This is a genomic window from Asanoa ishikariensis (assembly GCF_900107455.1).
GTDB lineage: Bacteria > Actinomycetota > Actinomycetes > Mycobacteriales > Micromonosporaceae > Asanoa > Asanoa ishikariensis.
The window spans coordinates 1920944-1945655 of sequence record NZ_FNQB01000001.1; the positions used below are offsets into that span (position 1 = coordinate 1920944).

The window sequence follows — 24712 nt, forward strand, 5'->3', positions numbered from 1 at the left end:
TGCTTCGTATCTGGAGCCGGGCTGCGGCGGGCCCAGGTGCCACCTGGCCGCACACCCAGACGACAGCTGAACTCCGCCTCGCCTCGACCCCAGATACGAAACAGGGCCTACGGCCAGAGCAGTTCCTTGTGCCAGGTGTCGCCGGAGCGGCGGTACCGCAGGCGTACGTGGCGGCGGTCGGCGTCGCCCTGCCAGAACTCCACGCTCGTGGGGGTGACGGCGTAGACCGTGTGGTCCGCGCACGGGGTGTCGGGGTCGGCGGCGACGGCGGCCTCGGCCGTGGCCAGGGCGCGCTCGAGGTCGGGCGGGTCGGCCAGCACCGCGCTCTGCTCGCTGGCCAGGCTGGCCACCCGCGAGGACACCGGGCGGGCCCGGAAGTCGGCGGCGGAGGTCTGCGGGTCGAGCGCGGCGACCGTGCCCCGGACCCGCACCTGCCGGCCCTGCTCCCGCCAGTAGAAGCCCAGGGCGGCGGCCGCCGTGCCCGCGACCTGCCGTCCCTTGGCGCTGCCGGCCGAGGTCGCGAACTGCCAGCCGCGGTCGTCGACCTCTTTGAGCAGGAGTACGCGGGTGTCGGGCAACCCGTCGCCGTCGACCGTGCTGAGGGTCATCGCGTGCGGCTCCACCACGCCCGCGTCGACCGCCTCGGCCAGCCAGCTCACGAACAGCGCGTCGGGACTCCCGGGCGTGTCGGCCGGCGCGAACCGGGGCAGCGGCCGAGCGAAGACGGGAAGACCCCGCAGAAGATCACGAATGGACACGGCCCGATCGTGCCACAGCGGGCACGCGGTCTGGATCATGGCGGCCCCACGGCGCGGCCGGCGAGGAGGAGGCTTAGCGGAAGGGCGGTCAACGGTCTGTAAAACGACCGAATCTGTCTCGAAAGGGTGGGTGGCCATTATGGTGGGCTCATGATCGACTCGTGGGATCCAGCCGGCGCGGGTGTGCTGCGGCTGCCCTCGGGGCGGCTGGTCCGGGGGCGGGGGTTGCTGCGGGCGTACCCGATGGGTCCGCCGCCGATGTTCGGGTTGTATCTGCTCGGCAAGCCCGCCTCGGTGGTCGCCTGGGAGAGCCGCTGGGTCCGCTGGCCCGACCTGTGGCTTCCGAGCGATCCGGCCGACGCTGGGCTCGCCCTGCGGGAGGCGTGGGAGCGGGCCGCCACCGAGCGGGTCGAGCTCGCCTGCCGCGGCGGCCGCGGGCGCACCGGCACGGCGCTGGCCTGCCTCGCGATCATCGACGGCGTGCCCGCCGCGGAGGCGGTGACCTACGTCCGCCAGAACTACGACCGCCGGGCGGTCGAGACGCCCTGGCAGAAGCGCTTCGTCGCCCGCTTCGCCGCCCCAGGTCCACCCGACCTGAACTGACCACCAAACGGGCGACCGTTAACAAGGGTCCCTTGCGCTGCGGAAAGCGTTAGGAAGGGACCCTTGCTTTCAGCACGGCGGCGAGCTCCCGCGTGAACGCGTCCGTCGTGGATCGGTCGCGGACCGCCACCCGGAGGAAGTCCGTGCCTAGCCCCGGGAAGGTGTCCCCGCGGCGGACCGCGTAACCACGATCGCGCAGCGCCAGCCGGACCTTGTCCGCGTTCGGGATGCGTAGCAGCACGAACGAGCTCGCCGGCGGCACCGCGACCTCCACCCCCGGGATCTGGGACAGCCGGCCCACCAGGTGGTCGCGGTCGGCGGCCAGGGAGATGGCGATCGCGTGTTCCGCCGCCACCGCGACCGGGCTGGCGCAGGCGATCGCCGCCGCCAGCGCGGGCGTCGAGACCGGCCACAACGGCTGCACCGACGCCAGCCGGGCGACGATGTCGGGCGCGGCCAGCGCGTACCCGATCCGCAGTCCCGCCAGCGCCCACGTCTTGGTCAGGCTCCGCAGCACGATCAGCCCGGGAAGATCCTCGCGGCCGGAGAGCGACGACGGCTCAGCGGCACCCGACGGCCCGAGAGTCGTGTCCGCGAACGCCTCGTCGACCACGAGGATGCGGCCGGGCCGGGCCAGAGCGGCGAGAGACGACGCGGGGTGCAGCACCGACGTCGGGTTCGTCGGGTTGCCGATGAAGACCAGATCGGCTGACGCCGGGACAAGGGCCGGATCCAGGGTGTACGGCGGCGGCAGCACGACCCGACCCACCTGGTGGCCGGCCGCGAGCAGAGCGGCCTCGGGCTCGGTGAACTGCGGATGCACCACCACGGGCGACACCGCGGACCGATAGGCCTGGGCGATCAGCACGAACGCCTGCGCGGCCCCCGCGGTGAGCAGCACCGACGACGGCGACCGGCCGTGCCGGGCGGCGACCGCGGCCCGCGCGGGCTCGGGCGACGGGTAGGCCGCCAGCGAAGCCAGCGACGACGTCACCGGCCCGAGCAGCCACGGCGGCAGTGGCGCCTGACGGACGTTCACCGCCAGGTCCACCAGACCCGGACCGACCTCGGCGTCACCGTGATGTCCCAACTCGACCACGCGCAGAACCGTACCCGGGAACATGAGACGTAGACGTTGCTCGCTTTCGGGTACGGACATATCAGCTTATGTCCTAGTTTTAGTTGGTGATTAAGCGCACCCTCTCCGCGACCAGTCGGTTCGCTCCGCTGCTGCGGGCCGGGCTCATCGCCGGCGTCGTCGTGGCGGCGGTGGCCTATCCGCTGGTGGCCGTCGGCGGTCTCGGCGCCAAGAAGGGCGCCGACGCGTTCAACAACATGCCGAACCAGCTCAACGTCAAACCCCCCGCGCAGACCAGCTACGTGTACGCGGCCGACGGCAAGACGCTGCTGACGATGTTCTACGAGGAGCATCGCAAGTATGTCCCGATCGCCGACATGTCGCCGTACATCCAGCAGGCCATCGTCGCGAGTGAGGACCAGCGCTTCTACGAGCACAACGGCGTCGACCCGAAGGGCATCGCCCGCGCGTTCGTGGCCAACCACCAGAGCGACGGCGTCCAGCAGGGTGCGTCGACCCTGACGATGCAGTACGTCCGGATGGCCCAGCGCGACGGCGCCACCACCCCCCTCGAGGTGCAGCAGGCGACCGAGCAGACCAGCGCCCGCAAGCTGCGCGAGATGCGTCTGGCGCTCGCGGTCGAGAAGCAGTACTCGAAGCAGGAGATCCTCGAGCGCTACCTGAACTCGGCCTACTTCGGACACCGGGCGTACGGCATCTACGCCGCGTCCGAGGTGTTCTTCTCCAAGTCGCCCAAGGACCTGTCGCTGGTCGAGGCGGCCACGCTCGCGGGTCTGGTCAAGGCGCCCACCGAGTACGACCCGGCGACGCAGGACAAGCTCGCGGCGACCGCCCGGCGCAACTACGTGCTCGACAACATGCAGAAGATGGGCTACCTGAGCCCGCAGGACAACGCGGCCACCAAGCAGTTGCCGATCCAGCTCAACCTGAGCACCCCGGCCAACGACTGCATCTCGGTGCCGAAGAACCTCAACAGTTGGGGCTTCTTCTGCGACTACCTCAAGGCCTGGTGGGTGGAGCAGACCGCGTTCGGTGACAACGCCTCGATGCGCGAGGACAACCTGCGCCGCGGCGGCTACAAGATCGTCACCTCGCTCGACCCGAACATCCAGAACATCGCCGAGACCAACGTCATGGCGAAGGAGAAGGCGTCCAGCAAGTTCGCGCACGGCCTCGTGGTCGTCCAGCCCGGCACCGGCCTGGTCAAGGCGATGGCCGTCAACCGCGTGTACTCGCTGGACCAGACCAAGAACGGCACCCACTCGGACCCGGCCAAGGCCGCGAAGATCAAGGGCAACTACCCGAACACGGTGGTGCCGTTGCTCGGCGGCGGAGACATGCCGGGCTACCAGGCCGGTTCGACGTTCAAGATGTTCACCATGCTGGCCGCGCTGGACGCCGGGATGCCGCTGTCCACCGCGTTCGACTCGCCGCAGCGGCTGGTCTCGCAGTACCTGGGCGAAGGGCCCGGCTCCTGCGGCGGCCGCTGGTGCCCGTCGAACGCCTCGGGCGCGATGACCGGCCGGCACGCCATGTGGTCCGGCTTCGGCAAGTCCGTCAACACGTACTTCGTCCAGCTCGAGCAGAAGGTCGGCGCGGACAAGGCGGTCCGGATGGCCGAGCGGCTCGGCCTGACCTGGCGCACCGACGTCGACCAGATGATGGCCAAGCCGCCGCGATCCAAGACCTGGGGCGCGTTCACCCTCGGCGTCTCCGACGTGACCCCGCTGGAGATGGCCGGCGCGTACGCCACCGTGGCCGCCGACGGCGTCTTCTGTGAGCCGCTGCCGGTGACCTCGATCCAGTCGCCCGACGGCAAGCAGGTCACCTGGAAGAACCCGAACGGCGACGTGGTGGACGTGGCCAAGCCGCGCTGCCGCCAGGAGGTCACCCCGGACGTGGCCCGCGCCGCCGCCGACGCCGCCCGCTGCCCGACCGGCGGAAAGGCGCAGACCGGCTCCTGCCAGGAGTGGTCGACCGCGCCGAGCGTGACCCCGACGGTGGGGCGTCCGGTCGGCGGCAAGACGGGTACCACGGACAGCACCCGGTCGGCCTGGTTCGTCGGCTTCACCCGGGAGCTGGCGGCGGCGAGCTTCATCGCCGACCCCGACAACCCGTTCAACGCGGTGGGTGACGCGCAGTCGCAGAAGCCGATCGACTCGGCCGCGCAGACGCTGCGCGACGCGCTGAAGGGCCAACCGATCCAGAACTTCCCCGCACCGTCACCAGCGATCGTCAAATGAGGAAAGGGCCCCCACCGGGGGCCCTTTTCACGTCGGACGGGATCATGGGCACATGACCCTCCTAGCCGATACCGTGGCCGCGATCGGGCCGCTCGACGCCGCCGCCATGGCGGCCGCCGACGCGCGGCACGCGACGCTGACCAAACCGCCGGGCTCGTTGGGGGCGTTGGAGGAGTTGGGCGTACGCCTCGCGGGGCTGGCCGGCACGAGCCCGCCGCCGCTCCCGGAGCCGGCCGTGGTCGCGGTGTTCGCCGGCGACCACGGCGTGCACGCGCAGCGGGTCAGCCCGTGGCCGCAGGAGGTGACCGCGCAGATGGTCGCCAACTTCCTGGCCGGCGGCGCGGTGGTCAACGCGTTCGCCCGGCAGGCCGGAGCCGGCGTCGTCGTGGTCGACGTGGGCGTCGCGACCCCGCTGATCATCCCGGGCGCCGCGGGCGCTGCGGGCGCTGCGGACGCCGTGGGCGCCGTGGGCGCCGTGGGCGCCGTGGGCGCCGTGGGCGCCGTGGGCGCCGTGGACGCCGCGGGCGCCGCGGGCGTCGCGACGGGCGAGCCGCCGAGCGCGGGTCGGGCCGTCCCGACGCCGGGCCGATCGGTGGAGCCGCTGCTCGTCCACGCGAAGGTCCGCACTGGCACCCAGGACCTCAGCGTCCAGGCGGCGATGACCCGCGACGAGGCGGTCGCCGCCGTCGAGGTCGGCATCCGGGTGGCCAACGACCTGGTCGACGGCGGCGCGCGCTGCCTGCTCACCGGTGACATGGGCATCGGCAACACGACGCCCGCCGCCGCGCTGATCGCCGCGTTCACCGGCGCCGCGGCGGCGGACGTGACCGGGCGCGGCACCGGCATCGACGACGAGACGCACGGTCGCAAGGTCGCCGTGGTGCAGCGGGCGCTAGCCCTGCACCGGCCCGACCCGGCCGACCCGGTCGGCGTGCTCGCCTCGGTCGGTGGGCTGGAGCACGCCGCCCTGGCCGGCTTCGTGCTCGGTGCGGCGGCGCGCCGCGTACCCGTGATCCTGGATGGAGTTATCGCCGACTCGGCCGCGCTCGCCGCGGCGGCGCTGGCGCCCGACGCGGTCGGCGCGATGGTCGCCGGGCACCGCTCCGCCGAGCCCGGCGCGGCGATCGCGCTGCGGCACCTCGGCCTCGGCCCGCTGGTCGACCTGGGCCTGCGCCTCGGCGAGGGCACCGGTGCGGTGCTGGCCTGGCCGATCGTGGCCAGCGCGGCGCGGGTGCTGCACGACGTCGCGACCTTCGACTCGGCCGGAGTGGCCGAGAAATGAGCGATCTCTACCCCTTGGCGCTGCGCCTCGACGGCCGGTCCGTGCTGGTCGTCGGCGGCGGTGCGGTGGCCAGCCGGCGCGTGCCCGCCCTGCTGACCGCCGGAGCGGACGTCACCGTGGTCGCCCCGGAGCTGACCCCCACGCTGCACGGCCTGGCCGACGCCGGCCGGGTCCGCTGGCGACAAAGGCGGTTCGAGCCGTCCGATGTTGACGGCGCCTGGCTCGTCCACGTCGCCGTCGACGACCCCACGGCGGCCGCTCAGGTGTCCGAGGCAGCGGAGGCACACAGAATCTTCTGCGTCCGGGCCGACGACCGGACGGCCGCGACCGCCTGGACTCCGGCGGTGACCCGGCGCGGCCCGGTCACGGTCGCGGTGCTCGGTGGCGGCGACCCGCGCCGGGCCGTCGCGACCCGGGACGCGATCGCGGCGTTCCTGTCGGGCTGGACCGGCGCCGCGGCCAGCGCCACCGCGGTCGGTGCGCCACCGACGACGAAGGGCGGCCAGGTCGCGCTCGTCGGCGCCGGCCCGGGCGACCCCGAGCTGATCACCGTCAAGGGCCGCCGGCTGCTGGCCGAGGCCGACGTGGTGGTCGCCGACCGGCTCGCACCCGGCCTGTTGCTCGACGAGCTGCGGCCGGACGCCGAGCTCGTGGACGCGGCGAAGAACCCGTACGGACCGGCCCGTACGCAGGACGAGATCAACCAGATCCTGGTCGACCGCGCCCGGCAGGGCCTCTCGGTCGTCCGGCTCAAGGGCGGCGACCCGTTCGTCTTCGGCCGTGGCGGCGAAGAGGTCATCGCGTGCGCCGAGGCCGGCGTGCCGGTCGTCGTCGTGCCCGGGGTGACCAGCGCGGTGGCGGTGCCCGCAACGGCCGGCATCCCGGTGACCCACCGGGGTGTCGCGCACGAGTTCACGGTGGTCTCCGGGCACCTGTCGCCGGACGACCCGGAGTCGCTGGTCAACTGGCCCGCGGTGGCCCAGCAGGCCGGCACGGTCGTGGTCCTGATGGGACTGCGGCACCTGCCGACCATCGCCGCCACGCTGATCGCCCACGGGCGGCCGGGCACGACCCCGACGGCGGTGATCCAGGAAGGCACGACCGCGTCCGAGCGGACGGTGACCGGCACGCTGGACACGATCGCGGCGGCGGTGGCGGAGGCGGGCCTGCGTGCCCCCGCGATCACGGTCATCGGCGAGGTCGTCGGCGCCCTCAACCGTTAGGAAGGGGCCCTTGTCATCGCGGAAGCGATAACAAGGGCCCCTTCCTTGCTCCTTACGGCTTGAGCAACCCCGAGAGCAGCAGGGCGCAGCGGACCAGGCCGAGGTGGCTGTACGCCTGCGGGTGGTTGCCCAGTCCGCGTTCGGCCAGCGGGTCGTACTGCTCCGGCAGCAGGCCGGTCGGGCCCGCCGTGGCGATCATCTGCTCGAACAGCTCCTCGGCGTCGGCCCGGCGCCCGGTGCGCAGGTAGGCCTCGACCAGCCAGGACGTGCAGATGTGGAAGCCGCCCTCGCGGCCGGGCAGGCCGTCGTCCCAGCGGTACCGGTAGACCACCGGGCCGCTGCGCAGGTCGGCCTCGACCTTGAGGACGGTCGCCAGGAACCGCGGGTCGTCGTCGGGGAGCAGCCCGGACAGGCCGATCCACAGCGAGGACGCGTCCATCTCCTCGTCGCCGTACGCCACGGTGTAGGCGCCGGCCTCCTCGTGCCAACCGTGCTCGAGCACGTTGTGCCCGATCCGGTCGCGCAGGGCGACCCAGTCCGGCCGGTCCTGCCCGGCGTGCTTGCGCACCACGTGCAGCGCCCGGTCGACGGTCATCCAGCACATGACCTTGGAGTAGACGTGGTGCCGCGGCTGGAGCCGGGCCTCCCAGAGCCCGTGGTCCGGCTCGTGCCAGCGGCGCTCGACCGCCTGCACCATCGCCTCCAGCACCCGCCACTCCTCGTCACGGACGGAGCCGCGGGCGTCGGCGACGGCGGCCAGCAGGTCCGCGACCGGGCCGAAGACGTCGAGCTGGAGCTGGTGGTTGGCGAGGTTGCCGACCCGCACCGGGCGGGAGCCCGCGTAGCCGGGCAGCGTGTCGATTACCGCCTCGGCACCCAGCTCGTAGCCCTCGACCGTGTAGAGCGGGTGCAGCCGCTCCGGGTGGCCGCCGGTGCGCTCGACGCAGCCGTCGACCCAGCGCAGGAAGCCCTCCGCCTCGTCGAGCGAGCCCAGGTCGACCAGCGCCCGTGCGGTCATCGCCGCGTCGCGCAGCCAGCAGTAGCGGTAGTCCCAGTTGCGGACCCCGCCCAGCTCCTCGGGCAGCGAGGTGGTCGCGGCCGCCAGGATCGCGCCGGTCGGCTCGTGGGCCAGGCCCTTGAGCGTGAGCGCGCTGCGGGCGACCAGTTCGCGGCCCTCGCTGGGCAGGTGCAGCCCGCGCACCCAGTCCTTCCACGGCTGCTCGGCCGACTCCTGCCGGTCCTGTGCCACGGTCGGGTGCGCGTGCAGGCTGTGCGTGCCGAACCGCAGCTCCAGGAGCTGCTCGCCGTCGAGCTCGGACAGGTCGACGGTGGCGCGTGCCGTGTCGTAGCCGCCGTCCTCGCTGATCTCCCAGGCGACGCCGGGGGAGTACAGCGCGACCGGCTCGTTGGAGCCGAGCACCAGCAGCCCGTCGCCGAGCGCCTGCAGCCGCACCTGGACCTGCCCGAACTCGGGCCGTGGCGCGAACTCCAGACCGACTCTGGCGTTGCCGGTGAGCCGGCGGACCAGGGCCGCGTCGCCGGTGGGCGCGCGGTCGAGCCAGTCCGTGACGGTCAGGCCCGACCAGCGGGTCTCGACGGTCATCGTGCCGGGCCGGTAGCGCTGGCCGAGCGGCAGGCCGCCGCGTTCCGGCGCGACCGCGAAGTGCCCGGCCGGGCCGCCGCCGAGCAGGTCGGCGAAGATCGCCGACGAGTCCGGCCGCGGGTGGCACAGCCACGTGACCTTGGCCTCGGGGGTGACCAGCGCGACCGTCTCGCCGTTGGAGAGCATCGAGTGCCGCTCGATCGGCACCGCCGCCTCGCCGAACAGCCAGTGCCGCCGCGTCTGGAGCAGCAGCCCGAGCAGCCGGGCGGCGTCGATCGGCTCGCCGACCCGGTGACCGGCCTTCGTCTCGCCCGGGCCGATCTTCACGCCCACGTCGGGGCCGTGCAGGTTGCCGAAGGCGTTCTCGTCGGTGATGTCGTCGCCGATGAAGAGCACGGCGCTGGCCGACATCGAGGTGCGGAGCTGGTCGACCGCCGTGCCCTTGTGGGTCGGCACGACGGAGATCTCGATGACCTCTTTGCCGTGCGTGACGGTGACCTCGGGCCAGGTGGCCGGTCCGGCCGCCACCATCGCCTTGACCTCTTCGGCCACCGGCCGCTCCGCCGTGCGGTAGTGCACCGCGACGCTGGCCGGCTTGTTCTCCAGGCGTACGCCCGGCTTGTCCGAGACGATGTCCCGCAGTGCCACCTGGAGCCGGGTGCGGACCTCGACCAGCTCGGGCGTGAGTCGCTCGACGAAGCCGATGTCGAACTCGGAGCCGTGGCTGCCGACCAGGTGCACCTCGCTCGGCAGGCGGGACAGCGTCGCCAGGTCGCGCAGCGCGCGCCCGGACACGACCGCCACGGTGGTCTGCGGCAGCGCCGCCAGGGCGCGCACCGCCGCCACACTCTCGGGCAGGGGTACGGCCAGGGTCGGGTCTTCCACGATCGGAGCCAGCGTGCCGTCGTAGTCGCACGCGATGAGGAGCTGGGGAACCCGGGCGATGCGACCGATCGCCGCCCGAAGTTCCGGGTCGATCTGGCCGGCGGCCTTCTGATCGACCTCCATCACGTTGGTCACGCTGCCTCCACGTCAGGCACGCCCAGCTCGTTGAGGAACGACCGGGCCCAATGGCCGACGTCGTGGGTGCGGAGGTGTCGCTGCATCAGGCGCATCCGGCGGCGGGCCTCCGGATGTTCGACATGTACCGCGCGCAGCAGCGCCTCCTTGACTCCGTCGGGGTCGTGCGGGTTACACAGGAACGACTGTCGTAGTTCCGTCGCGGCGCCGGCGAACTCGCTGAGCACCAGCGCTCCTCCGGTGTCGGCGCGCGCCGCCACGTATTCCTTTGCCACTAAATTCATCCCGTCTCGCAGCGGGGTCACCATCATGACGTCGGCCGCGCAATAGAGCGCGGCCAACTCGGTGCGACTGTACGACTGGTGAAGGTAGTGGACGGCGGGTACGCCGACGCGACCGAACTCGCCGTTGATCCGGCCGACCTCACGTTCGACCTTGACCCGCAGGGTCTGGTAGTGCTCGACACGTTCCCGGCTCGGCGTGGCGACCTGCACCATCACGGCCTCGGGCACGCTCAGCTTGCCGTCGGAGAGCAGCTCGCGGAACGCCTTGAGGCGCAGCTCGATGCCCTTCGTGTAGTCGAGGCGGTCGACGCCCAGGATGACCATCCGAGGGTCGCCCAGCTCGGCGCGGATCTGCTTGGCCCGCGCCTGCACCGCCGGGTCGGCGGCCATCCGCTCCATCTCGGCCACGTCGATCGAGATCGGGAAGGCGCCCGCCTTGACCGGCCGGCCGTCGACGTCGATGACCTGGCCCTCGTAGCGCAGCCCGAGCAGGTGCCGGGCCAGCCGGACGAAGTTCTGCGCGGCCAGGCGCTGCTGGAAGCCGATCAGGTCGGCGCCGAGCAGCCCGCGCAGGATCTCGGCGCGGAACGGCATCTGCATGAACAGCTCGATCGGCGGGAACGGGATGTGCAGGAAGAACCCGATCTTGAGGTCGGGCCTCCGCTCACGCAGCATCGCCGGCACGAGCTGGAGCTGGTAGTCCTGGATCCAGACCGTCGCGCCCTCGGCCGCCACCTCGGCGGCGGCCTCGGCGAACCGGGCGTTGACCAGCCGGTACGACTCCCGCCAGCGACGCTTGAACACCGGCGTCTCGACCGCGTCGTGGTAGAGCGGCCAGATGGTCGCGTTGGACATGCCCTCGTAGTAGCGCTCGAGGTCGTTCGCGGTCAGTGGCACAGGGTGGATGTGGATGCCCTCGAGGTCGAACGGCTCGGGTGCCTCCTCGCTGGTGCCCCCGGCCCAACCGACCCAGGTGCCCTTGTGCTCGGCCAGCACCGGGTGCAGCGCCGTCACCAGACCGCCGGGGCTGCGGCGCCATTGGCGCCCCTCGTCGGTGGTGACCTCGTCAACCGGTAGTCGGTTCGCTACCACGACAAAAGAGCTACGAACCGTCACGCTCCGCACACCTCCGGTGATCACGGGTCCGCCGTCGAGCCTACCTGCGTGGCGTTGCGGACCTAACGGGCCTGGCTGGCCCCCGATGGACGGGATACCCGTACACCCGAGGTAATGATCCTTCCGTTCGGTTGCTGTTGGATGTCAGGCTCATAGGCGTGTCGACACCGGGGCCGAAACCACGCGTGGTGGCTTTTCTGGCCGCCCTGGCGCTGCTGGCTGTGATCGGCGGCGCCGGCGGCTGGATCTACGGTGCCCGGATCGCGGACCAGCGGGCATCGAACCCGCAGGTCCAGGAGACGAACGACACGCAGGACACGCCGGAGTCTCCCGACACGCCGGAGACGCAGGAGCCGCCACGCGGCGAGGACTGCCCGCGGGCGACCCAGGTGGCGGCGGAAGGGGCCGGCTCGCCCGGTGGGCTGACGGAGGTCCTGTTCATCCGCACCGAGGACGACCGCCAGGTGTGGATCTGCCGGGACACGGCGGGGACGCTCTTCTACCAGGGCTACATCGGCCCGGCCGACGGCGATTTCATCCAGGGGGAGAACGCCCTTTTCCTGACGACTGTCGAGGAGACGGGCGGCGGCTATCTGGCCACGAACCAGACGGACGAGGGCACGACCACCTACAGCGTCACCCCGTACCGCCTGACCCAGAAGACCAACGACAAGGAGTCCACGTTCCCGGTCTCGGAGCGCCGCCCGGACTGAGAGCGACGGGGTGATGTGGGCGTTCGGCTCGCTACCTGTCAGGATTGACGACGGCGTTCTGCCGGTATCGACAATTACTCGGAGGTAGGCCGCACCGTGGCCCAGTACATCTACGTCCTGGAAAAGGCGCGCAAGGCGCACGGCGACAAGGTCGTGCTCGACAACGTGACGCTCAGTTTCCTGCCGGGCGCCAAGATCGGGGTGGTCGGTCCCAACGGCGCTGGCAAGTCGAGCCTGCTCAAGATCATGGCAGGGCTTGACCACGCGAGCAACGGCGAGGCTCGGCTGATGCCGGGCTACACCGTCGGCATGCTCGCGCAGGAGCCGCCGCTGAACGAAGCGAAGACCGTGCTCGGCAACATCGAAGAGGCGGTCGCCGAGACCAAGAACAAGCTCGAGCGGTTCAACAAGATCGCCGAGCAGATGGCGACCGACTACTCCGACGAGCTCATGGAAGAGATGGGCAAGCTCCAGGAGGAGCTCGACCACCTCGACGCGTGGGACATCGACTCCGCACTCGAGCTCGCCATGGACGCGTTGCGCTGCCCGCCCCCGGACGCCGACGTGACCAGCCTCTCCGGTGGTGAGCGCCGCCGGGTCGCGCTGTGCAAGCTGCTGCTCGAGGCGCCCGACCTGCTGCTGCTCGACGAGCCCACCAACCACCTGGACGCCGAGAGCGTGCAGTGGCTGGAGCAGCACCTGGCCAAGTACGCCGGCACCGTCCTGGCGATCACGCACGACCGGTACTTCCTCGACAACGTGGCCGGCTGGATCCTCGAGCTCGACCGCGGTCGAGCGATCGGCTACGAGGGCAACTACTCCACGTACCTGGAGAAGAAGGCCGCCCGCCTCGCCGTCGAGGGTCGCAAGGACGCCAAGATGAAGCGGCGTCTGTCCGAAGAGCTCGAGTGGGTGCGGTCCAACGCCAAGGCGCGGCAGACCAAGTCGCGTGCCCGCCTCGACCGCTACGAGGAGATGGCCACCGAGGCCGAGAAGACCCGCAAGCTCGACTTCGAGGAGATCCAGATCCCGCCGGGCCCGCGCCTGGGCAACACGGTGATCGAGGCCAACAAGCTGACCAAGGGCTTCGGCGACCGCACGCTGATCGAGAACCTGTCGTTCTCGCTGCCGCGCAACGGCATCGTCGGCATCATCGGCCCGAACGGCGTCGGCAAGACCACGCTGTTCAAGACCATCGTGGGCTTCGAGCAGCCGACCGACGGCGGGGTCAAGGTCGGCGAGACCGTGTCCCTGTCCTACGTCGACCAGAACCGCTCCGGCCTCGACGGCGACAAGACCGTCTGGGAGGTCGTGTCCGACGGGCTCGACTACCTGATGGTGGGCAAGGTCGAGATGCCGTCCCGGGCGTACGTCGCGGCGTTCGGCTTCAAGGGCCCCGACCAGCAGAAGCCGACCAAGGTGCTGTCCGGCGGCGAGCGCAACCGGCTCAACCTGGCGCTGACGCTGAAGATCGGCGGCAACGTGATCCTGCTCGACGAGCCGACGAACGACCTCGACGTCGAGACGCTCTCGTCGCTGGAGAACGCGCTGCTCGAGTTCCCCGGCTGCGCCGTGGTCATCTCCCACGACCGGATGTTCCTCGACCGGGTGGCGACGCACATCCTCGCCTGGGAGGGCGACGAGGAGAACCCGGCGAAGTGGTTCTGGTTCGAGGGCAACTACGACGCGTACGAGAAGAACAAGATCGACCGTCTCGGCGCCGAAGCCGCCCGGCCGCACCGGGTGACGTACCGCAAGCTGACCCGCGACTGACATCGTGGCCAGGTTCGTCTACGAGGCCGCCCTGCGGTGGTCCGACATGGACGTCTACGGGCATGTCAACAACGCGCGCTTCCTCACGCTGTACGAGGAGGCGCGCGTTGCGCTCATGTTCGTCGCGGCGCGCAAGCACGGGCTGACGTCGCTCGAAGAGGGCGTCGTCATCTCCCGGCATGAGGTCGACTACCTGCGCCCGGTCGACTACGGCGACACCGTGCGGATCGAGATGTGGGTCGAGGAGATCCGGCCGTCCCGGTTCGTGATCGGCTACGAGCTGTTCGACGACGGTGCGGTGGCGAGCCGGGCCCGTTCGGTGTGCGTGCCGTACGACCTGACCGCAGGCCGGCCCCGTCGGCTCTCGGCGGAGGAACGGGCGTTCCTGGCTCCCTACGGCCCGCCGGCGCCGCCGGCTAAGGGCGGCGGCCTGGAGCCCTCTGCCAGCGTGCCGGCATGACCGCCGCACACGGGCTGGCGTCCCGTTCGGACGCGGGCGCGTTCCTGAGTCGCCTGATCCGCCTCGACGCGGCGACGGTGGTCCGGCTGCGCCCGGTGGACGGCCGGGTCCAGCTCTGGGCGCCGCTGCCGTGGGGTGTGCTGGTCGGTCGCACGGTGCCCGGCAGTGCCGCCGGCGACGCCACGGTGTCGGCCGCCGCGCTGTTCGAAGAGGTCGCCCGGGGCGGTCTGGCGCTGCCGCCGCGACGGGACGCGGACTGGCGCTGGCCGCTGCCGCCGGTCGCCGGTGGCCGGGTCGTGGAGTCCGTGCCGGGCGACGAGGTGCGCCGGGTGGCCACGGCCGCCGCGGGCACGTTGCGCACCGCCACGGCGGAGGGCGTGGGCGGTCGCGCGGTCGGCCAACGGGCCCTCCGCGACGCCCTGCTCGACCATGTACCGATCGTCGTCAGCGATGGCCAGTCGTCGGTCGATGTCTCACAACGGTTGATCCAGGCAGTAGTCCGGATGGGTTTTCTGGGTCAGCCGGACGTATCGCCGACATCATCCATTGATGTGCGTGTATCAGGGAGATGGATAGGCCTCTCTGCACCGTACGGGGTCGCCTGGCTACCGCCCGTTCAGCAACTCTCCCTAAAACCGACATCGCCTCGTACTTTCGGATGATACGCAGCCGGCCGTTCGGGTCCGGCCTGCCGTTGGGGGGGTGCCCTCCGCCGACCTTCCGGGTACCGTCACCCCGGGTCCAACGCAACGTACGCGGACGGATTCGCTGGGGAGTGAGGTGCGCGAGCGATGCCTTGGTGGTCATGGCGTCCCGGCCACGCCGGTGGGGTTGAGTCCGAGCTTCGAGCGGAGGACGGCAACGTCCGATTGGGAGTGCCTCCGCAACGTGATCCCAACGCTGTCGTGCTAGAACCATTGGCCGCTCTCGCCGTGCCGGTGCCCGTGCCCCGGGAGACCCCCGACCGGCCCGCGTCGGTCGAGCAGGTGACACTCCGCCGCCTCGGCGACGCGCTCGACCTGCTCGACATCCGCTACCTCGCCGACGGCGACGGCAGTCTGCTGGCGATGTGGGAACGCCACGCGGTGCTGTTCACCCTGGAGGGTCCGGAAGACGAGATCCTGGTGATCCGCGCCCGTCCACACTCGACGGTCCCACCGGACTGGGCCGACCGCGCCTACCGCGTCGTCAACGAGTGGAACCACACGCGCCGCTTCTGCAAGGCCTATGTGGGGGATCCAACGGAACGCGGCCAACTCCCCATCTACGCGGAGATCCAGGTGCCCCTGGGTGCCGGTTCCCACGACGCCCTGCTCGTCGAGATGCTCGACTGCGGCGCCGCCGTCTCCAGCACCTTCGTCGACTGGCTACACGACGAAGGCGCGTTGCTCTAAATCAGCAAAATCTGGTTCTTCGCCCGGGTCCGCGCAGGTGCTGACCGTTGCTCCCGCCGGAGACCGGGCCGGGCCCCAGGGGGCCCGTCCCTGCCAGGCTCGCGGCACACAACCGATCCGGACAGCCGCGGACGACTGTCCACTGCGGACCCGGAACGATCTACCCACCGCGAAGCTGGCAGCGAAGCGAAGCGAGCGGTCCCCGGCGGGAGCGACGGTCCGGACCACCGCGGGCCCGGGACCGCTCCTGGCATTTGCTCTTGATCGCCTTGTTCTTCGACAAGCCTTACGGCAGGGGGAACATCCCGATCCTGCCGTGGTACTCCTTGGCGAGTTTGTCGGTGTCGGAGCCTACGTAGAGGCCGGTTTTGGTGGCGACGATGGCGCGGGCGCCGATGCCGCGGCTGCGGGTCGGGTTCCAGGGCAGGGCCTTGCCGGTCTTCGGGTTGATCGCGCCGATGCCGGGGCGGTCGACGGCGCCCGGGCCCTTGGTCTTCTTGCCCTGCGGGTTGTCGAGCCACTGCTGGTGGCCGCCGACGTAGACCGCCGGGCCGGTCACCGACACCGAGAACAGGGTGTTGCCGCCCGTGTGGTTGACCCAGGTCGGCTTGTGGGCGCCGGTGCCGGCGCTTTCGAAGCGGGCCGCCGAGTCGCACATCTTGCCCGGGCCGGTCAGGGCGCCGGTGGTGACGGTGACGAAGTACGCGCCGTCGGGGGAGTAGTCGACGCCGCGCAGGTATGTGTCCAGCGACGTGTCGCACTGCGAGCGGAACGCGTCCGTGTACCAGTTGGCGACCAACGCCTTCGGGCCGGACACGTCGAGCAGCGCGAGCTGGTTGCGGGGCTGGCCGCCGGCGTGGGTGATCGCGCCGACCGCGACCAGGCGGCGGCCGTCGGGCGACAGGGCCATGTCCTCGACCCGGACGCGGGCCATCTCGGTGGCCGTGAGCTTGGCGTCGAAGCCGGTGTCGACCGCGCCGCTGACCCCGTCGAGCCGGGCCAGGCCGGCCCGGTTGACACCGTTGATCGCCGAGAACGGGCCGCCCGCGTAGAGCCGCTTGCCGTTGACGGCGAGGGTACGCACGTCGCCCCAATTGATCTCCGCCTTGAACGGGGCCACACGGGCGCCGGAGGACACCGACAGGCGGGTCAGGCCGCGCGCCGAGGCGCCGTTGACCGTGCGGAACGCGCCGCCGACGTAGACCGTGTTGTCCGGGCCCGCGGCGAGCGCGTAGACGGCGCCGTCGACCGCCGGTGCGAACGCGGTGCGGACCACGCCGGTCTTCGCGTCGAACGCGAACAGGTACGGGCGGCGGACGGACCGGAAGCCGCCCTCGTTGGCGACGCTGCTGAACGTGCCGCCCACCACCACGGTGTTGCCGACCACCGCGATCGCGCGGACAGTGCCGTCCAGCGCGTGCGGGGTGAAGTCGACCGGGTCCGCCGTCACGACGGTCGGTTGGGCCACGTCCGCGACGGCAGGCAGCGCACCGGCGATTCCGGCGGCGATGACCACGGCTGCGGCGATGAGTCGGCGGCGCATTCGGGAGGGGCTCCTCGGCGTGCGGCCCCCGCGATCCTTCCGCGGCGGCGGTCGTGCGGATCAACGACCGAGAAGTGCCCTGCGATGCGATTATGTCGGATTTGTAGCGCCTGGTCCGTCCATCGTATTGACCATGAAGTACGCGGCGCGCTCCAGGTATTCCCAGAGCGTGCGTTCCTGGTCGGCCGGCAGGTCGAGCGAGTCGACGGCGTCGCGCATGTGCCGCAGCCAGGCGTCCCGCTCCTCCGGGCCGACCCGGAACGGGGCGTGCCGCATCCGCAGCCGGGGGTGGCCGCGGGTGGCGGAGTAGGTGTTCGGGCCGCCCCAGTACTGCATCAGGAACAACGTGAGTCGCTCGGTTGCCGGGCCCAGGTCTTCCTCGGGGTAGAGCGGGCGCAACAGCGTGTCGTCCGCCACTCCCTCGTAGAAGCGGGCCACCAGCTTGCGGAAGGTCGGCTCACCCCCGACGAGCTCGTAGAAGGTCGGCTCGTCCTTGCCTTGTGCAGTCACGCCTTCCATCCTGCCAGGCCGGGATCCGAGACCCATTCACGTGGGACTGTGCCTGCCGCCACAGCTAGCGGATAGACGAAGGCCCGGCACCGTGGGTGCCGGGCCTTCGGGAAGAAGAACTACTCGCCGCGACCCGCGCGGGTGGCGAGCTGGTCGAGGCCGCTGATGATGCCGCCGGCCAGGTCGCCGCCGCCGAAGGCGGCCACCATCGACAGCGCGGCCAGCTTGGCGTCGCGGTCCGGGATGCGCCGGCGGGCGTCACCGCCGGTGACGACCTCGAGCACCCGCTGGTTGGGGCTGACCGCGATCAGTACGGCCGACGCGACGTCGGGTAGCTGCTGGTGCATCCGCTCCGCGTGGCCGCGGACCGGCTCCTCCAACTCTCCGACGTAGACGGAGAAGACGAGCCCGGTCGCCCGGTCCGCGGTGCGCAGCGCCTCGTCGAGACGGAGCAACTGGCGGGTGCTGAACGGACCCTCGAGCACCTCGGGCTGGCCGTAGTTGTGCTCTTCGATCAGCTCGGCGCGCTGCTCGGCCTCGGGGTGCTGCGCGAGCAGAGGGCCGGTTTCACCAGCGGTCACTTGCGCCTCCAACCTTGCCGGCCGACGCCGCGGAGGGCACCGGCTCGATCGCGCCCACCGGGCCGCCGTACGGCGTCGCCGCCGTGGAGAGCGCGCGGGTCTCGCCCGCCTCGATCATGTGGGAGTCCGCCTCTTCCGGCGCGTGGGAGAGCAGCTCCGGAGCGGACAGGAACCAGACCGGCCGGAAATCGTACGGCCGCCCGGGCCGGTAACGCTTGGGGCGGGGTCCGCCGCCCGCGGCCGCCAGCCCCGCGATCACCAGCACGGCGGCCGCCGGAATGACGACGAAGTAGAGCACCGTCTCGGTAACTGACAACGCCAACGCCCTTTCAAAGCCGTCCGGCTCAGACGCCGTTCACGGTAGCGGAGGGCGCGTCCGTCCAGATCGCCGGGTGGCGATCAACACGCCCGGCGATCCGCTCCAGCTGCGCCGCGGCGGCCAGTAGCCGCGCGTCGTCACCGTAGCGCCCGCTGCACAGGACACCGACCGGAAGGCCGTCCGCGGTCGCGCCGATCGGCACGCTCACCGACGGCTGGCCGGTCACGTTGAAGATCGCACAGAATGGCGAGAAGCGCCGCTGGCGGTCGAAATCCTCACCTGGTTCGTCCGCCGAGGTGAACCAGCCGACCTCGGCCTGCGGCACCGCCAGTGTCGGGCTGAGCAACAGGTCGTAGCCGGCCAGCCGGGCCAGGCCCTGGCGCACCTGGGTCTGCAGCTCGGCCAGCACCGTGATGAGTTGGCCGGCGCCGACCGTGTCGCCCCGGGCGCGCAGGTAGCGGGTCAGCGGCAGCAGCGACGGTTCCGCCGCCGGGGGTATCGGCGCCAACGACAGCACGTACCAGAGCGTCTCGAACAGCGGCCAGATGTCGGGCGTGAGCGGCGCCGCGACCTCCTCGACGTGATGCCCGGCGTCGGCCAGCGCTGTGGCGGCGTCGTCGACAGCTTTCACACAGGCGGGATCCACCGGAGTGTCGACCAGCATCGGCGTGGTGAACCGGCCGATCCGCAACCGGCCCGGTGCAGCCGTGCGCGCGGCACCCAGGTAGCCGCCGCCCGGCGCGGGCGGCGCCAGGTAGGGCTCGCCGACCGTCGGCACCGCCATCGCGTCGAGGAAGGCGGCGGCGTCGGTCACCGTGCGGGCGATCGCGCCGTGGGTGGGCAGGCCGAACCCGGTGGAGCCCAGCGGGCCTCCGGAGACGACGCCCCGGCTCGGCTTGTAGCCGACCAGGCCGCAGATCGCCGCCGGGATCCGCACCGAGCCGCCGCCGTCGGAGCCCTGCGCGACCGCCACCAGCCCGGCGGCGACCGCGGCCGCCGCGCCGCCGCTGGAACCGCCGGCCGTGTTGCCCAGCGCCCAGGGGTTGCGGGCCGGCGGTGCGACCAGGCTCTCCGCGTGGCAGGACGTGCCCAGCTCCGATGTGGTCGTCTTGCCCAGCGACACCGTGCCGGCCGCTCGCAGGTAGGTCACCACGTCGGCGTCGACCGGCGGCACGTAGTCGGCGAAAGCCGCGGAGCCGAACGTCGTGCGTACGCCAGCGGTCAGGGTCAGGTCTTTGATCGCGGTCGGCACGCCGTGCAGCGGACCGCGTTGCGGTGCCTGGTCCAGCTCGGCCGCCTCGGCGCGGGCCTGGTCGGCGGTCACGGTCACGAAGGCGCCGACCCGGTCGCCGAACGCGGCCACCCGGGCCAGGTAGTGCTCGACCAGGTCGGCGCTGGTCAGCTCGCCGCCGGCGATCGCGGCACCCTGTTCGAGCGCGGTCAGGTCGTGGAGGTCCGCCATGCCTCTCATCCTGCCCGGCTACGGTGTCGGCGTGCCCGTTGATCGCCTCACCCAGGCCCAGCGACTCGACGCCGAGGACCCGCTGGCCGCCTTCCGCGACGAGTTCGTCATCGACGAGCCCGATTTGGTGTACTTCGACGGCAACTCGCTGGGCCGCCTCCCCCGGGCCACCCGGTCGCGGTTGCGGACTGCCGTCGACCAGGAGTGGGGCGTCGACCTGGTGCGCGGCTGGGACCGCTGGATCGGGCTGGCCCGCGAGGTCGGCGACCTGCTGGCCGGCGCCGTGCTGGAGGCCTCGCCAGGGGAGGTCACGCTGGGTGACTCGACCAGCGTCAACCTCTACAAGCTGGCGGTCGCGGCGTGCGACGCACGGCCCGGCCGTCGTGTCATCCTCACCGACGACGACAACTTTCCGACCGACCGGTACGTGCTGGAGGGTGTAGCAGCGGCGCGCAGCATGACGCTCCGGGTGCTGCCGTCCGATCCGGACATCGGCGTGACGCTGGCTTCGGTGCGAGAGGCGCTCGACGACGACGTCGCGCTGGTCTCGCTGTCGCACGTGGCCTACCGCTCGGGCGCGATCGCCGACCTGGCCGGCATCACCGCCGCCGCCCACGCGGCCGGGGCGCTCGTCCTGTGGGACCTGTGCCACTCGGCGGGCGCGGTGCCGGTGCCGTTGCGCTCGGCGGGGGTCGACCTGGCGGTCGGGTGCACCTACAAGCACCTCAACGCCGGGCCGGGCGCGCCGTCGTTCCTGTACGTCCGGCAATCGCTGCAGACCTCGCTGCGGCAGCCGATCTGGGGCTGGTTCGGGCAGCAGGACCAGTTCGCGATGGGTCCGGCGTACGACCCGGCGCCGTCGGTGGACCGCTTCCTGGTCGGCACGCCGCCGGTGCTCGGCGGCTACGCGGCGCTGTGCGGTGTCCAGCTCTCCGCGGCGGCCGGCATCGACCGGATCTTCGCCAAGGGCACCGCGTTGGGCGACTTCGCTGTCGACCTCTACGACGAGTGGCTCACGCCGCACGGCTTCGCGCTGGCGTCGCCGCGCTCCGGACGCGGCGCGCACGTGACCCTGCACCACCCGGCCGCGTGGCAGATCAGCCAGGCGTTGCGGGACGCCTCGGTGATCCCGGACTACCGCACCCCGGACCGGCTCCGGCTGGGCTTCGCGCCGCTCTACACCCGGTTCGTCGACGTGTACGAGGGCTTCGACCGCCTCCGCACGATCATGGAGGCCGAGTCCTGGCGGCGGTTTTCCGCGAATCGTTCTCGGGTTACCTGACCGATTTCGGGTCTTTACGCCGTTAGGCGGGGTTATCGTCTCCCCATGCGGAGGGGGGCTTTCGTGTCTGTCGTTTCGTTTGCCGCACTTAGCCGGATCGTGGTGGCTGGGGCTGCCGCGGCCGCTGGGACTGTGCTGATCGTTGGCGTGCCGGCGCACGCCGAACCGCCGTCACCCGCCGCGCCCGCCTATGGCGAGCAACCTGGTGGCGGTGAGCCCGGCGGAGATGAGCGGCCCGGTGGCGGGCAGGCTCAGGCCGAGGGCACGTGGATCGAGGTCAGCCCCAGCACCGTCCAGGCCGGCGACCAGGTCCAGATCAAGGCGAGCTGCAAGGAGAAGGTCGACGAGGCCAAGGCGCACTCGAAGGCCTTCGGCGAGATCGTCCTCGTGCCGAAGTGGGGCTTCCTGACCGGCGACGCGACCGTGCCGGAGAACACCCGCGCGGGCGACTACGAGGTCAAGCTGACCTGCGTCAAGAGCGGCCACGCGGACACCAACCTCAAGGTGATCGCGCGGTCCCGCCCGACGCACGGCCCGCACACCGGCGGTGGCGGCCTGGCCGGTTCCGACGGTGACGGGACCCTCGCGCTGGTCAGCGGGCTGGCCACGGTGACCGCGGGCGCCGGCCTGGCCGTGGCGCTCCGCCGGCGTCGGCGACTGGTCTAGCCGCCATGTCCGATGACCAGGAGTCGATCCCGGTCATCCGGGACCTGCTCCGACTGCCGGGGGCAGGCGCACCCCCACCGGTCGCGCCGCCCCCGGGCACCACCTCCGCGCCCGACCCGGTGTCCCCGCCGGCCTCGGCCGGACCTGCCATCTCGGCCGGACCTGCCACCTCGGCCCGGCTGCTCGGGCTGTCCGAGCGCCCACCCGCGCCCAAGCGCCGCCTGTTGGGCGTACCCGGCGTGCTCGTCCTGGTCCTGCTCGGGGTGTTCCTGTCCGGGCTCGGGCTCGGCCAGGCGACCGGGGGGTTCTCGATCTCGATGCCGAACTGGTTCGGCTCGCGCGACGAGCCGCCGCCCCGCGACTTCCCGGTGCTCGAGCCGAGCCGGCCGACCCGGATCACCATCGCGTCGATCGGCGTGGACGCGCCCGTCAACGACGTGGGCCTGGCCGACGACGGCACGATCGCGGTGCCGCCGGTCGACGAGCCGAACGAGACCGGTTGGTACGACGCCGGACCGACGCCGGGCGAGTTCGGTCCCGCGGTGGTCGTCGGGCACGTCGACACGAAGACCGGACCGGCGGTGTTCGCCAAGCTGTCCACCCTGGACCCGGGCGACCGGGTCGAGGTGAGCCGGCGCGACGGTTCGGTGGCGGTGTTCGAGGTCAACTCGGTCGAGCGCTTCGACAAGGGGGACATGCCGGCCGACCGGGTGCACGGCGACTTCACCCGGCCCGCACTGCGGTTGATCACCTGCGGCGGGCGCTGGGTGGGTGGTGCGACCGGCTACGCCGACAACATCGTGGTGTTCGCGTCGCTGGTGTCAGCGCGCGACCGCAGCTAAGCCGCGGCCTCGGCCGCCTCGGCGGGCAGGTCGAGCCAACTCGCCCAGCGCGGGTCGGGTGCCCGGTGGCCGAGCACGCGCCACGCGACTCCTTTGGGCGCCGCCGGCTTGGTGTGCAGCCGCCAGCCGAGCTCGGCCGGGGTCTTGTCGCCCTTGCTGTGGTTGCAGCGCGCGCACGCGGCGACGACGTTCTCCCAGGCGTGCCGGCCACCGCGGCTCCGCGGGAACACGTGGTCGATGGTCTCGGCCGGACCCTTGCAGTAGGCGCACCGCCAACTGTCGCGAGCGAATATGGCTCGCCGGGAAAGCCCCACGGTGGCGCGGAAGGGGACCCGGACGTAGCGGGTCAGCCGGACCACCGACGGCACCGGAAGCTCGTGGCGGACGCTGTGCAGGAAACCATCGCCGTCGGCGACGCAGACTGCCTTGGCGGATAGCACGAGGATCGCGGCTCTTCGCACTGACACGACGCACAGGGGCTCGTAGGTAGCGTTCAGGACTAATACCCCAGAGCCCACAGTTGGTCGTATGTCAGGCATCCCGCTCACCTCTCGGTCGTTCTGTCGCCCGCTCCACAGGTCCGCGATGTGTGGCCGTGGTGCGCAGCGCCACGACCGGCGCCGGCGAGGTGCCTTCGCCCGTGCAGCAATCGTCCCTGATGGGGGACCCGATTGCACGTACTAATCGGGGCCCGGGAAGTGAAGTTTTGTTTCGTGTGGTGAGATGGTCGGTTCCGTCCGGTTGCGGCCCGGCTCAGGCCGCCTCATTAGCCGAACGGCCCATGCGGTACGAACACACGTGTGACTGCCATCGACATGATCATGAACCTCGCCGAGGCATCCCCGTCCCCAGCGCCGACCGCGAGCTGCGCGAAGAATGACGCTTTCTGCGGCTGGATGTACGACGTGACCGGTTCGGCCTGGGCGGCCGAAGGAAGCTACTACTTCCTCGTCAAACCGCTGCGGATCGTCGCGATCCTGCTGCTCGCGGTGGTCGCCCGGTACCTCCTGCACAAGCTGATCAGCCGGCTGGTCCGGACCACCTCCCAGAGCTCCGTGCCGGCCATCCTCAAGCCGCTGCGCCAGCGAACCCCCACCGCGGCGGTCGCGGACCCGGCCTCCGTCGTGCCCGAGCGGCGCCGCCAGCGGGCCGAGGCGATCGGCTCCGTCCTGCGCAGCCTGGTGACCGCGTTCGTCTTCTCGATCGCGCTGTTGATGGTGCTCGAGGAGTTGAGCTTCAATCTCGCACCGCTGCTGGCCAGCGCCGGCATCCTCGGTCTGGCGGTCGGCTTCGGCGCGCAGAGCCTGGTCAAGGACCTGCTCGGCGGCCTGTTCATGCTGCTGGAGGACCAGTACGGGGTCGGCGACACGGTCGACCTGGGCGAGGCGACCGGTGTGGTCGAGTCGGTCGGGCTCCGGATCACCACCGTCCGGGACGCCCGCGGAGTGCTCTGGTACATCCGCAACGGCGAGATCATCCGGGTCGGCAACAAGAGCCAGGGCTGGGCCATGCTCATGATCGATATGCCGATCGGTTTCGCCGACGCCGAGGAGGCGACCGAGGTGCTGCGGGCGGCGGTCGCCAACGTCTATGCCGACCCGGACCTCGCCGAGCACTTCGTCGATGCGCCGGAGGTGCTCGGCGTCGAGACGGTGACCGTCGAGGGCACCGTCATCCGCACCATCGCGAAGACCACTGCGGACGGTCAGTACCTGGTCGGCCGGGAGCTGCGCCGCCGGCTGACCGAGGCCCTGGCCAGCGCGGGCATCACCGCGCAGCTCGCGGCGAACCGGGTGTTCCCCCGTCCGGCCACACCGGAGGGTGGTTCTTAGCGGCTCTCTTCACCCATCCCGCACATTGAAGGTCGTGCCGGCCGGGGTCGCGCGCCAGTTGAACGGTCGGGTATCGTCCGATCGTTCAGTCGGACAAGCGACCC

General features: G+C 71.5%; 23 protein-coding genes. 13 read left to right on the plus strand and 10 right to left on the minus strand.

The window, feature by feature from the left end:
- Positions 1-107 precede the first annotated feature (107 nt).
- Positions 108-758 (minus strand): pyridoxine/pyridoxamine 5'-phosphate oxidase, encoded by a 651-nt coding sequence (locus BLV39_RS09150; RefSeq protein WP_239083992.1) that lies wholly within the window; start codon positions 756-758, stop codon positions 108-110.
- A 150-nt stretch (positions 759-908) separates the two neighbouring features.
- On the opposite strand from BLV39_RS09150, the gene BLV39_RS09155 reads away from it, so the two are divergent.
- Complete coding sequence (locus BLV39_RS09155; RefSeq protein WP_090789247.1) at positions 909-1361, plus strand: protein-tyrosine phosphatase family protein; 453 nt, start codon at positions 909-911, stop codon at positions 1359-1361.
- A gap of 49 nt (positions 1362-1410) precedes the next feature.
- Here the strand turns inward: BLV39_RS09155 and cobC are convergent, their stop codons facing one another.
- Positions 1411-2460 (minus strand): Rv2231c family histidinol phosphate aminotransferase CobC, encoded by a 1050-nt coding sequence (cobC, locus tag BLV39_RS09160; protein WP_239083991.1) that lies wholly within the window; start codon positions 2458-2460, stop codon positions 1411-1413.
- 86 nt (positions 2461-2546) lie between these two features.
- Here cobC and BLV39_RS09165 point away from each other — a divergent pair, with 86 nt between their 5' ends.
- From BLV39_RS09165 to cobA, 3 genes are read left to right on the plus strand one after another with little or no spacing between them, the layout of a single operon-like run.
- The gene (locus BLV39_RS09165; protein WP_090791298.1) at positions 2547-4703 is read left to right on the plus strand and encodes a transglycosylase domain-containing protein; all 2157 of its coding nucleotides are present in this window, start codon (positions 2547-2549) and stop codon (positions 4701-4703) included.
- Positions 4704-4755: 52 nt separating this feature from the next.
- Positions 4756-5985, plus strand: a complete 1230-nt coding sequence (locus BLV39_RS09170) for a nicotinate-nucleotide--dimethylbenzimidazole phosphoribosyltransferase (RefSeq protein ID WP_090789251.1) — start codon at positions 4756-4758, stop codon at positions 5983-5985.
- Positions 5982-7208 carry a uroporphyrinogen-III C-methyltransferase gene (cobA, locus tag BLV39_RS09175; RefSeq protein ID WP_090789253.1) on the plus strand — a complete coding sequence of 409 codons (1227 nt, stop codon included), beginning with the start codon at positions 5982-5984 and terminating at the stop codon, positions 7206-7208. The genes BLV39_RS09170 and cobA overlap by 4 nt, the downstream gene beginning before the upstream one ends.
- Before the next feature lie 52 nt (positions 7209-7260).
- Here the strand turns inward: cobA and otsB are convergent, their stop codons facing one another.
- Both otsB and BLV39_RS09185 read right to left on the minus strand, forming a co-directional pair.
- Positions 7261-9819 (minus strand): trehalose-phosphatase, encoded by a 2559-nt coding sequence (otsB, locus tag BLV39_RS09180; protein ID WP_090791300.1) that lies wholly within the window; start codon positions 9817-9819, stop codon positions 7261-7263.
- Between the two features lie 8 nt (positions 9820-9827).
- Positions 9828-11231, minus strand: coding sequence for an alpha,alpha-trehalose-phosphate synthase (UDP-forming) (locus BLV39_RS09185; protein WP_090791301.1), 1404 nt, complete (start codon positions 11229-11231; stop codon positions 9828-9830).
- A 158-nt stretch (positions 11232-11389) separates the two neighbouring features.
- Between BLV39_RS09185 and BLV39_RS09190 the strand changes: the two genes are divergently transcribed.
- The 5 genes from BLV39_RS09190 (at position 11390) to BLV39_RS09210 (ending at position 15571) form a co-directional block, all read left to right on the plus strand.
- The gene (locus BLV39_RS09190) at positions 11390-11944 is read left to right on the plus strand and encodes a hypothetical protein (RefSeq protein ID WP_143049692.1); all 555 of its coding nucleotides are present in this window, start codon (positions 11390-11392) and stop codon (positions 11942-11944) included.
- A gap of 96 nt (positions 11945-12040) precedes the next feature.
- Positions 12041-13717 carry an energy-dependent translational throttle protein EttA gene (ettA, locus tag BLV39_RS09195; protein WP_090789257.1) on the plus strand — a complete coding sequence of 559 codons (1677 nt, stop codon included), beginning with the start codon at positions 12041-12043 and terminating at the stop codon, positions 13715-13717.
- Position 13718: 1 nt separating this feature from the next.
- A complete protein-coding gene (locus BLV39_RS09200; RefSeq protein WP_090789259.1) occupies positions 13719-14177 on the plus strand; it encodes an acyl-CoA thioesterase in 459 nt (152 codons plus the stop codon).
- The gene (locus BLV39_RS09205) at positions 14174-14839 is read left to right on the plus strand and encodes a DUF8185 domain-containing protein (protein WP_090789261.1); all 666 of its coding nucleotides are present in this window, start codon (positions 14174-14176) and stop codon (positions 14837-14839) included. The genes BLV39_RS09200 and BLV39_RS09205 overlap by 4 nt, the downstream gene beginning before the upstream one ends.
- A 129-nt stretch (positions 14840-14968) precedes the next feature.
- Positions 14969-15571: a type III secretion system chaperone family protein gene (locus BLV39_RS09210; RefSeq protein ID WP_090789264.1), complete on the plus strand. Its 603-nt coding sequence runs from the start codon at positions 14969-14971 to the stop codon at positions 15569-15571.
- A gap of 286 nt (positions 15572-15857) precedes the next feature.
- Here BLV39_RS09210 and BLV39_RS09215 read toward each other — a convergent pair whose 3' ends face one another.
- The 5 genes from BLV39_RS09215 to BLV39_RS09235 form a co-directional block, all read right to left on the minus strand.
- On the minus strand, positions 15858-17114 hold the full coding sequence (locus BLV39_RS09215; protein ID WP_090789266.1) for a delta-60 repeat domain-containing protein: 1257 nt from the start codon (positions 17112-17114) through the stop codon (positions 15858-15860).
- A gap of 90 nt (positions 17115-17204) precedes the next feature.
- A complete protein-coding gene (locus tag BLV39_RS09220) occupies positions 17205-17624 on the minus strand; it encodes a globin (RefSeq protein WP_239083990.1) in 420 nt (139 codons plus the stop codon).
- 119 nt (positions 17625-17743) lie between these two features.
- Positions 17744-18142, minus strand: a complete 399-nt coding sequence (locus tag BLV39_RS09225) for a DUF5130 family protein (protein WP_090791303.1) — start codon at positions 18140-18142, stop codon at positions 17744-17746.
- A 49-nt stretch (positions 18143-18191) separates the two neighbouring features.
- Positions 18192-18521, minus strand: coding sequence for an aa3-type cytochrome oxidase subunit CtaJ (gene ctaJ / locus BLV39_RS09230; RefSeq protein WP_143049693.1), 330 nt, complete (start codon positions 18519-18521; stop codon positions 18192-18194).
- A 28-nt stretch (positions 18522-18549) separates the two neighbouring features.
- Positions 18550-19986, minus strand: coding sequence for an amidase (locus BLV39_RS09235; protein WP_090789273.1), 1437 nt, complete (start codon positions 19984-19986; stop codon positions 18550-18552).
- Here BLV39_RS09235 and kynU point away from each other — a divergent pair.
- The 3 genes from kynU (at position 19985) to BLV39_RS42915 (ending at position 22776) form a co-directional block, all read left to right on the plus strand.
- Positions 19985-21268 carry a kynureninase gene (kynU, locus tag BLV39_RS09240; protein WP_090789275.1) on the plus strand — a complete coding sequence of 428 codons (1284 nt, stop codon included), beginning with the start codon at positions 19985-19987 and terminating at the stop codon, positions 21266-21268. The two genes, BLV39_RS09235 and kynU, sit on opposite strands and share 2 nt — an antisense overlap.
- A 132-nt stretch (positions 21269-21400) precedes the next feature.
- A complete protein-coding gene (locus BLV39_RS09245) occupies positions 21401-21934 on the plus strand; it encodes a hypothetical protein (protein ID WP_090789277.1) in 534 nt (177 codons plus the stop codon).
- Positions 21935-21939: 5 nt separating this feature from the next.
- Positions 21940-22776 carry a class F sortase gene (locus BLV39_RS42915; protein ID WP_090789279.1) on the plus strand — a complete coding sequence of 279 codons (837 nt, stop codon included), beginning with the start codon at positions 21940-21942 and terminating at the stop codon, positions 22774-22776.
- Here the strand turns inward: BLV39_RS42915 and BLV39_RS09255 are convergent.
- Complete coding sequence (locus tag BLV39_RS09255; RefSeq protein WP_090789281.1) at positions 22773-23315, minus strand: HNH endonuclease; 543 nt, start codon at positions 23313-23315, stop codon at positions 22773-22775. The two genes, BLV39_RS42915 and BLV39_RS09255, sit on opposite strands and share 4 nt — an antisense overlap.
- Positions 23316-23591: 276 nt before the next feature.
- On the opposite strand from BLV39_RS09255, the gene BLV39_RS09260 reads away from it, so the two are divergent.
- A complete protein-coding gene (locus tag BLV39_RS09260; RefSeq protein WP_090789283.1) occupies positions 23592-24608 on the plus strand; it encodes a mechanosensitive ion channel family protein in 1017 nt (338 codons plus the stop codon).
- Positions 24609-24712 lie beyond the last annotated feature (104 nt).

Coding starts and splice junctions, on each gene's coding strand:
- BLV39_RS09210 (WP_090789264.1), top strand. CDS start 14,969: ATGCCTTGGTGGTCATGGCGTCCCGGCCACGCCGGTGGGGTTGAGTCC.
- otsB (WP_090791300.1), bottom strand. CDS start 9,819: ATGGAGGTCGATCAGAAGGCCGCCGGCCAGATCGACCCGGAACTTCGG.
- BLV39_RS42915 (WP_090789279.1), top strand. CDS start 21,940: ATGTCCGATGACCAGGAGTCGATCCCGGTCATCCGGGACCTGCTCCGA.
- BLV39_RS09260 (WP_090789283.1), top strand. CDS start 23,592: ATGATCATGAACCTCGCCGAGGCATCCCCGTCCCCAGCGCCGACCGCG.
- BLV39_RS09235 (WP_090789273.1), bottom strand. CDS start 19,986: ATGGCGGACCTCCACGACCTGACCGCGCTCGAACAGGGTGCCGCGATC.
- BLV39_RS09205 (WP_090789261.1), top strand. CDS start 14,174: ATGACCGCCGCACACGGGCTGGCGTCCCGTTCGGACGCGGGCGCGTTC.
- BLV39_RS09155 (WP_090789247.1), top strand. CDS start 909: ATGATCGACTCGTGGGATCCAGCCGGCGCGGGTGTGCTGCGGCTGCCC.
- kynU (WP_090789275.1), top strand. CDS start 19,985: ATGCCTCTCATCCTGCCCGGCTACGGTGTCGGCGTGCCCGTTGATCGC.
- BLV39_RS09215 (WP_090789266.1), bottom strand. CDS start 17,114: ATGCGCCGCCGACTCATCGCCGCAGCCGTGGTCATCGCCGCCGGAATC.
- BLV39_RS09170 (WP_090789251.1), top strand. CDS start 4,756: ATGACCCTCCTAGCCGATACCGTGGCCGCGATCGGGCCGCTCGACGCC.
- BLV39_RS09255 (WP_090789281.1), bottom strand. CDS start 23,315: ATGCCTGACATACGACCAACTGTGGGCTCTGGGGTATTAGTCCTGAAC.
- cobA (WP_090789253.1), top strand. CDS start 5,982: ATGAGCGATCTCTACCCCTTGGCGCTGCGCCTCGACGGCCGGTCCGTG.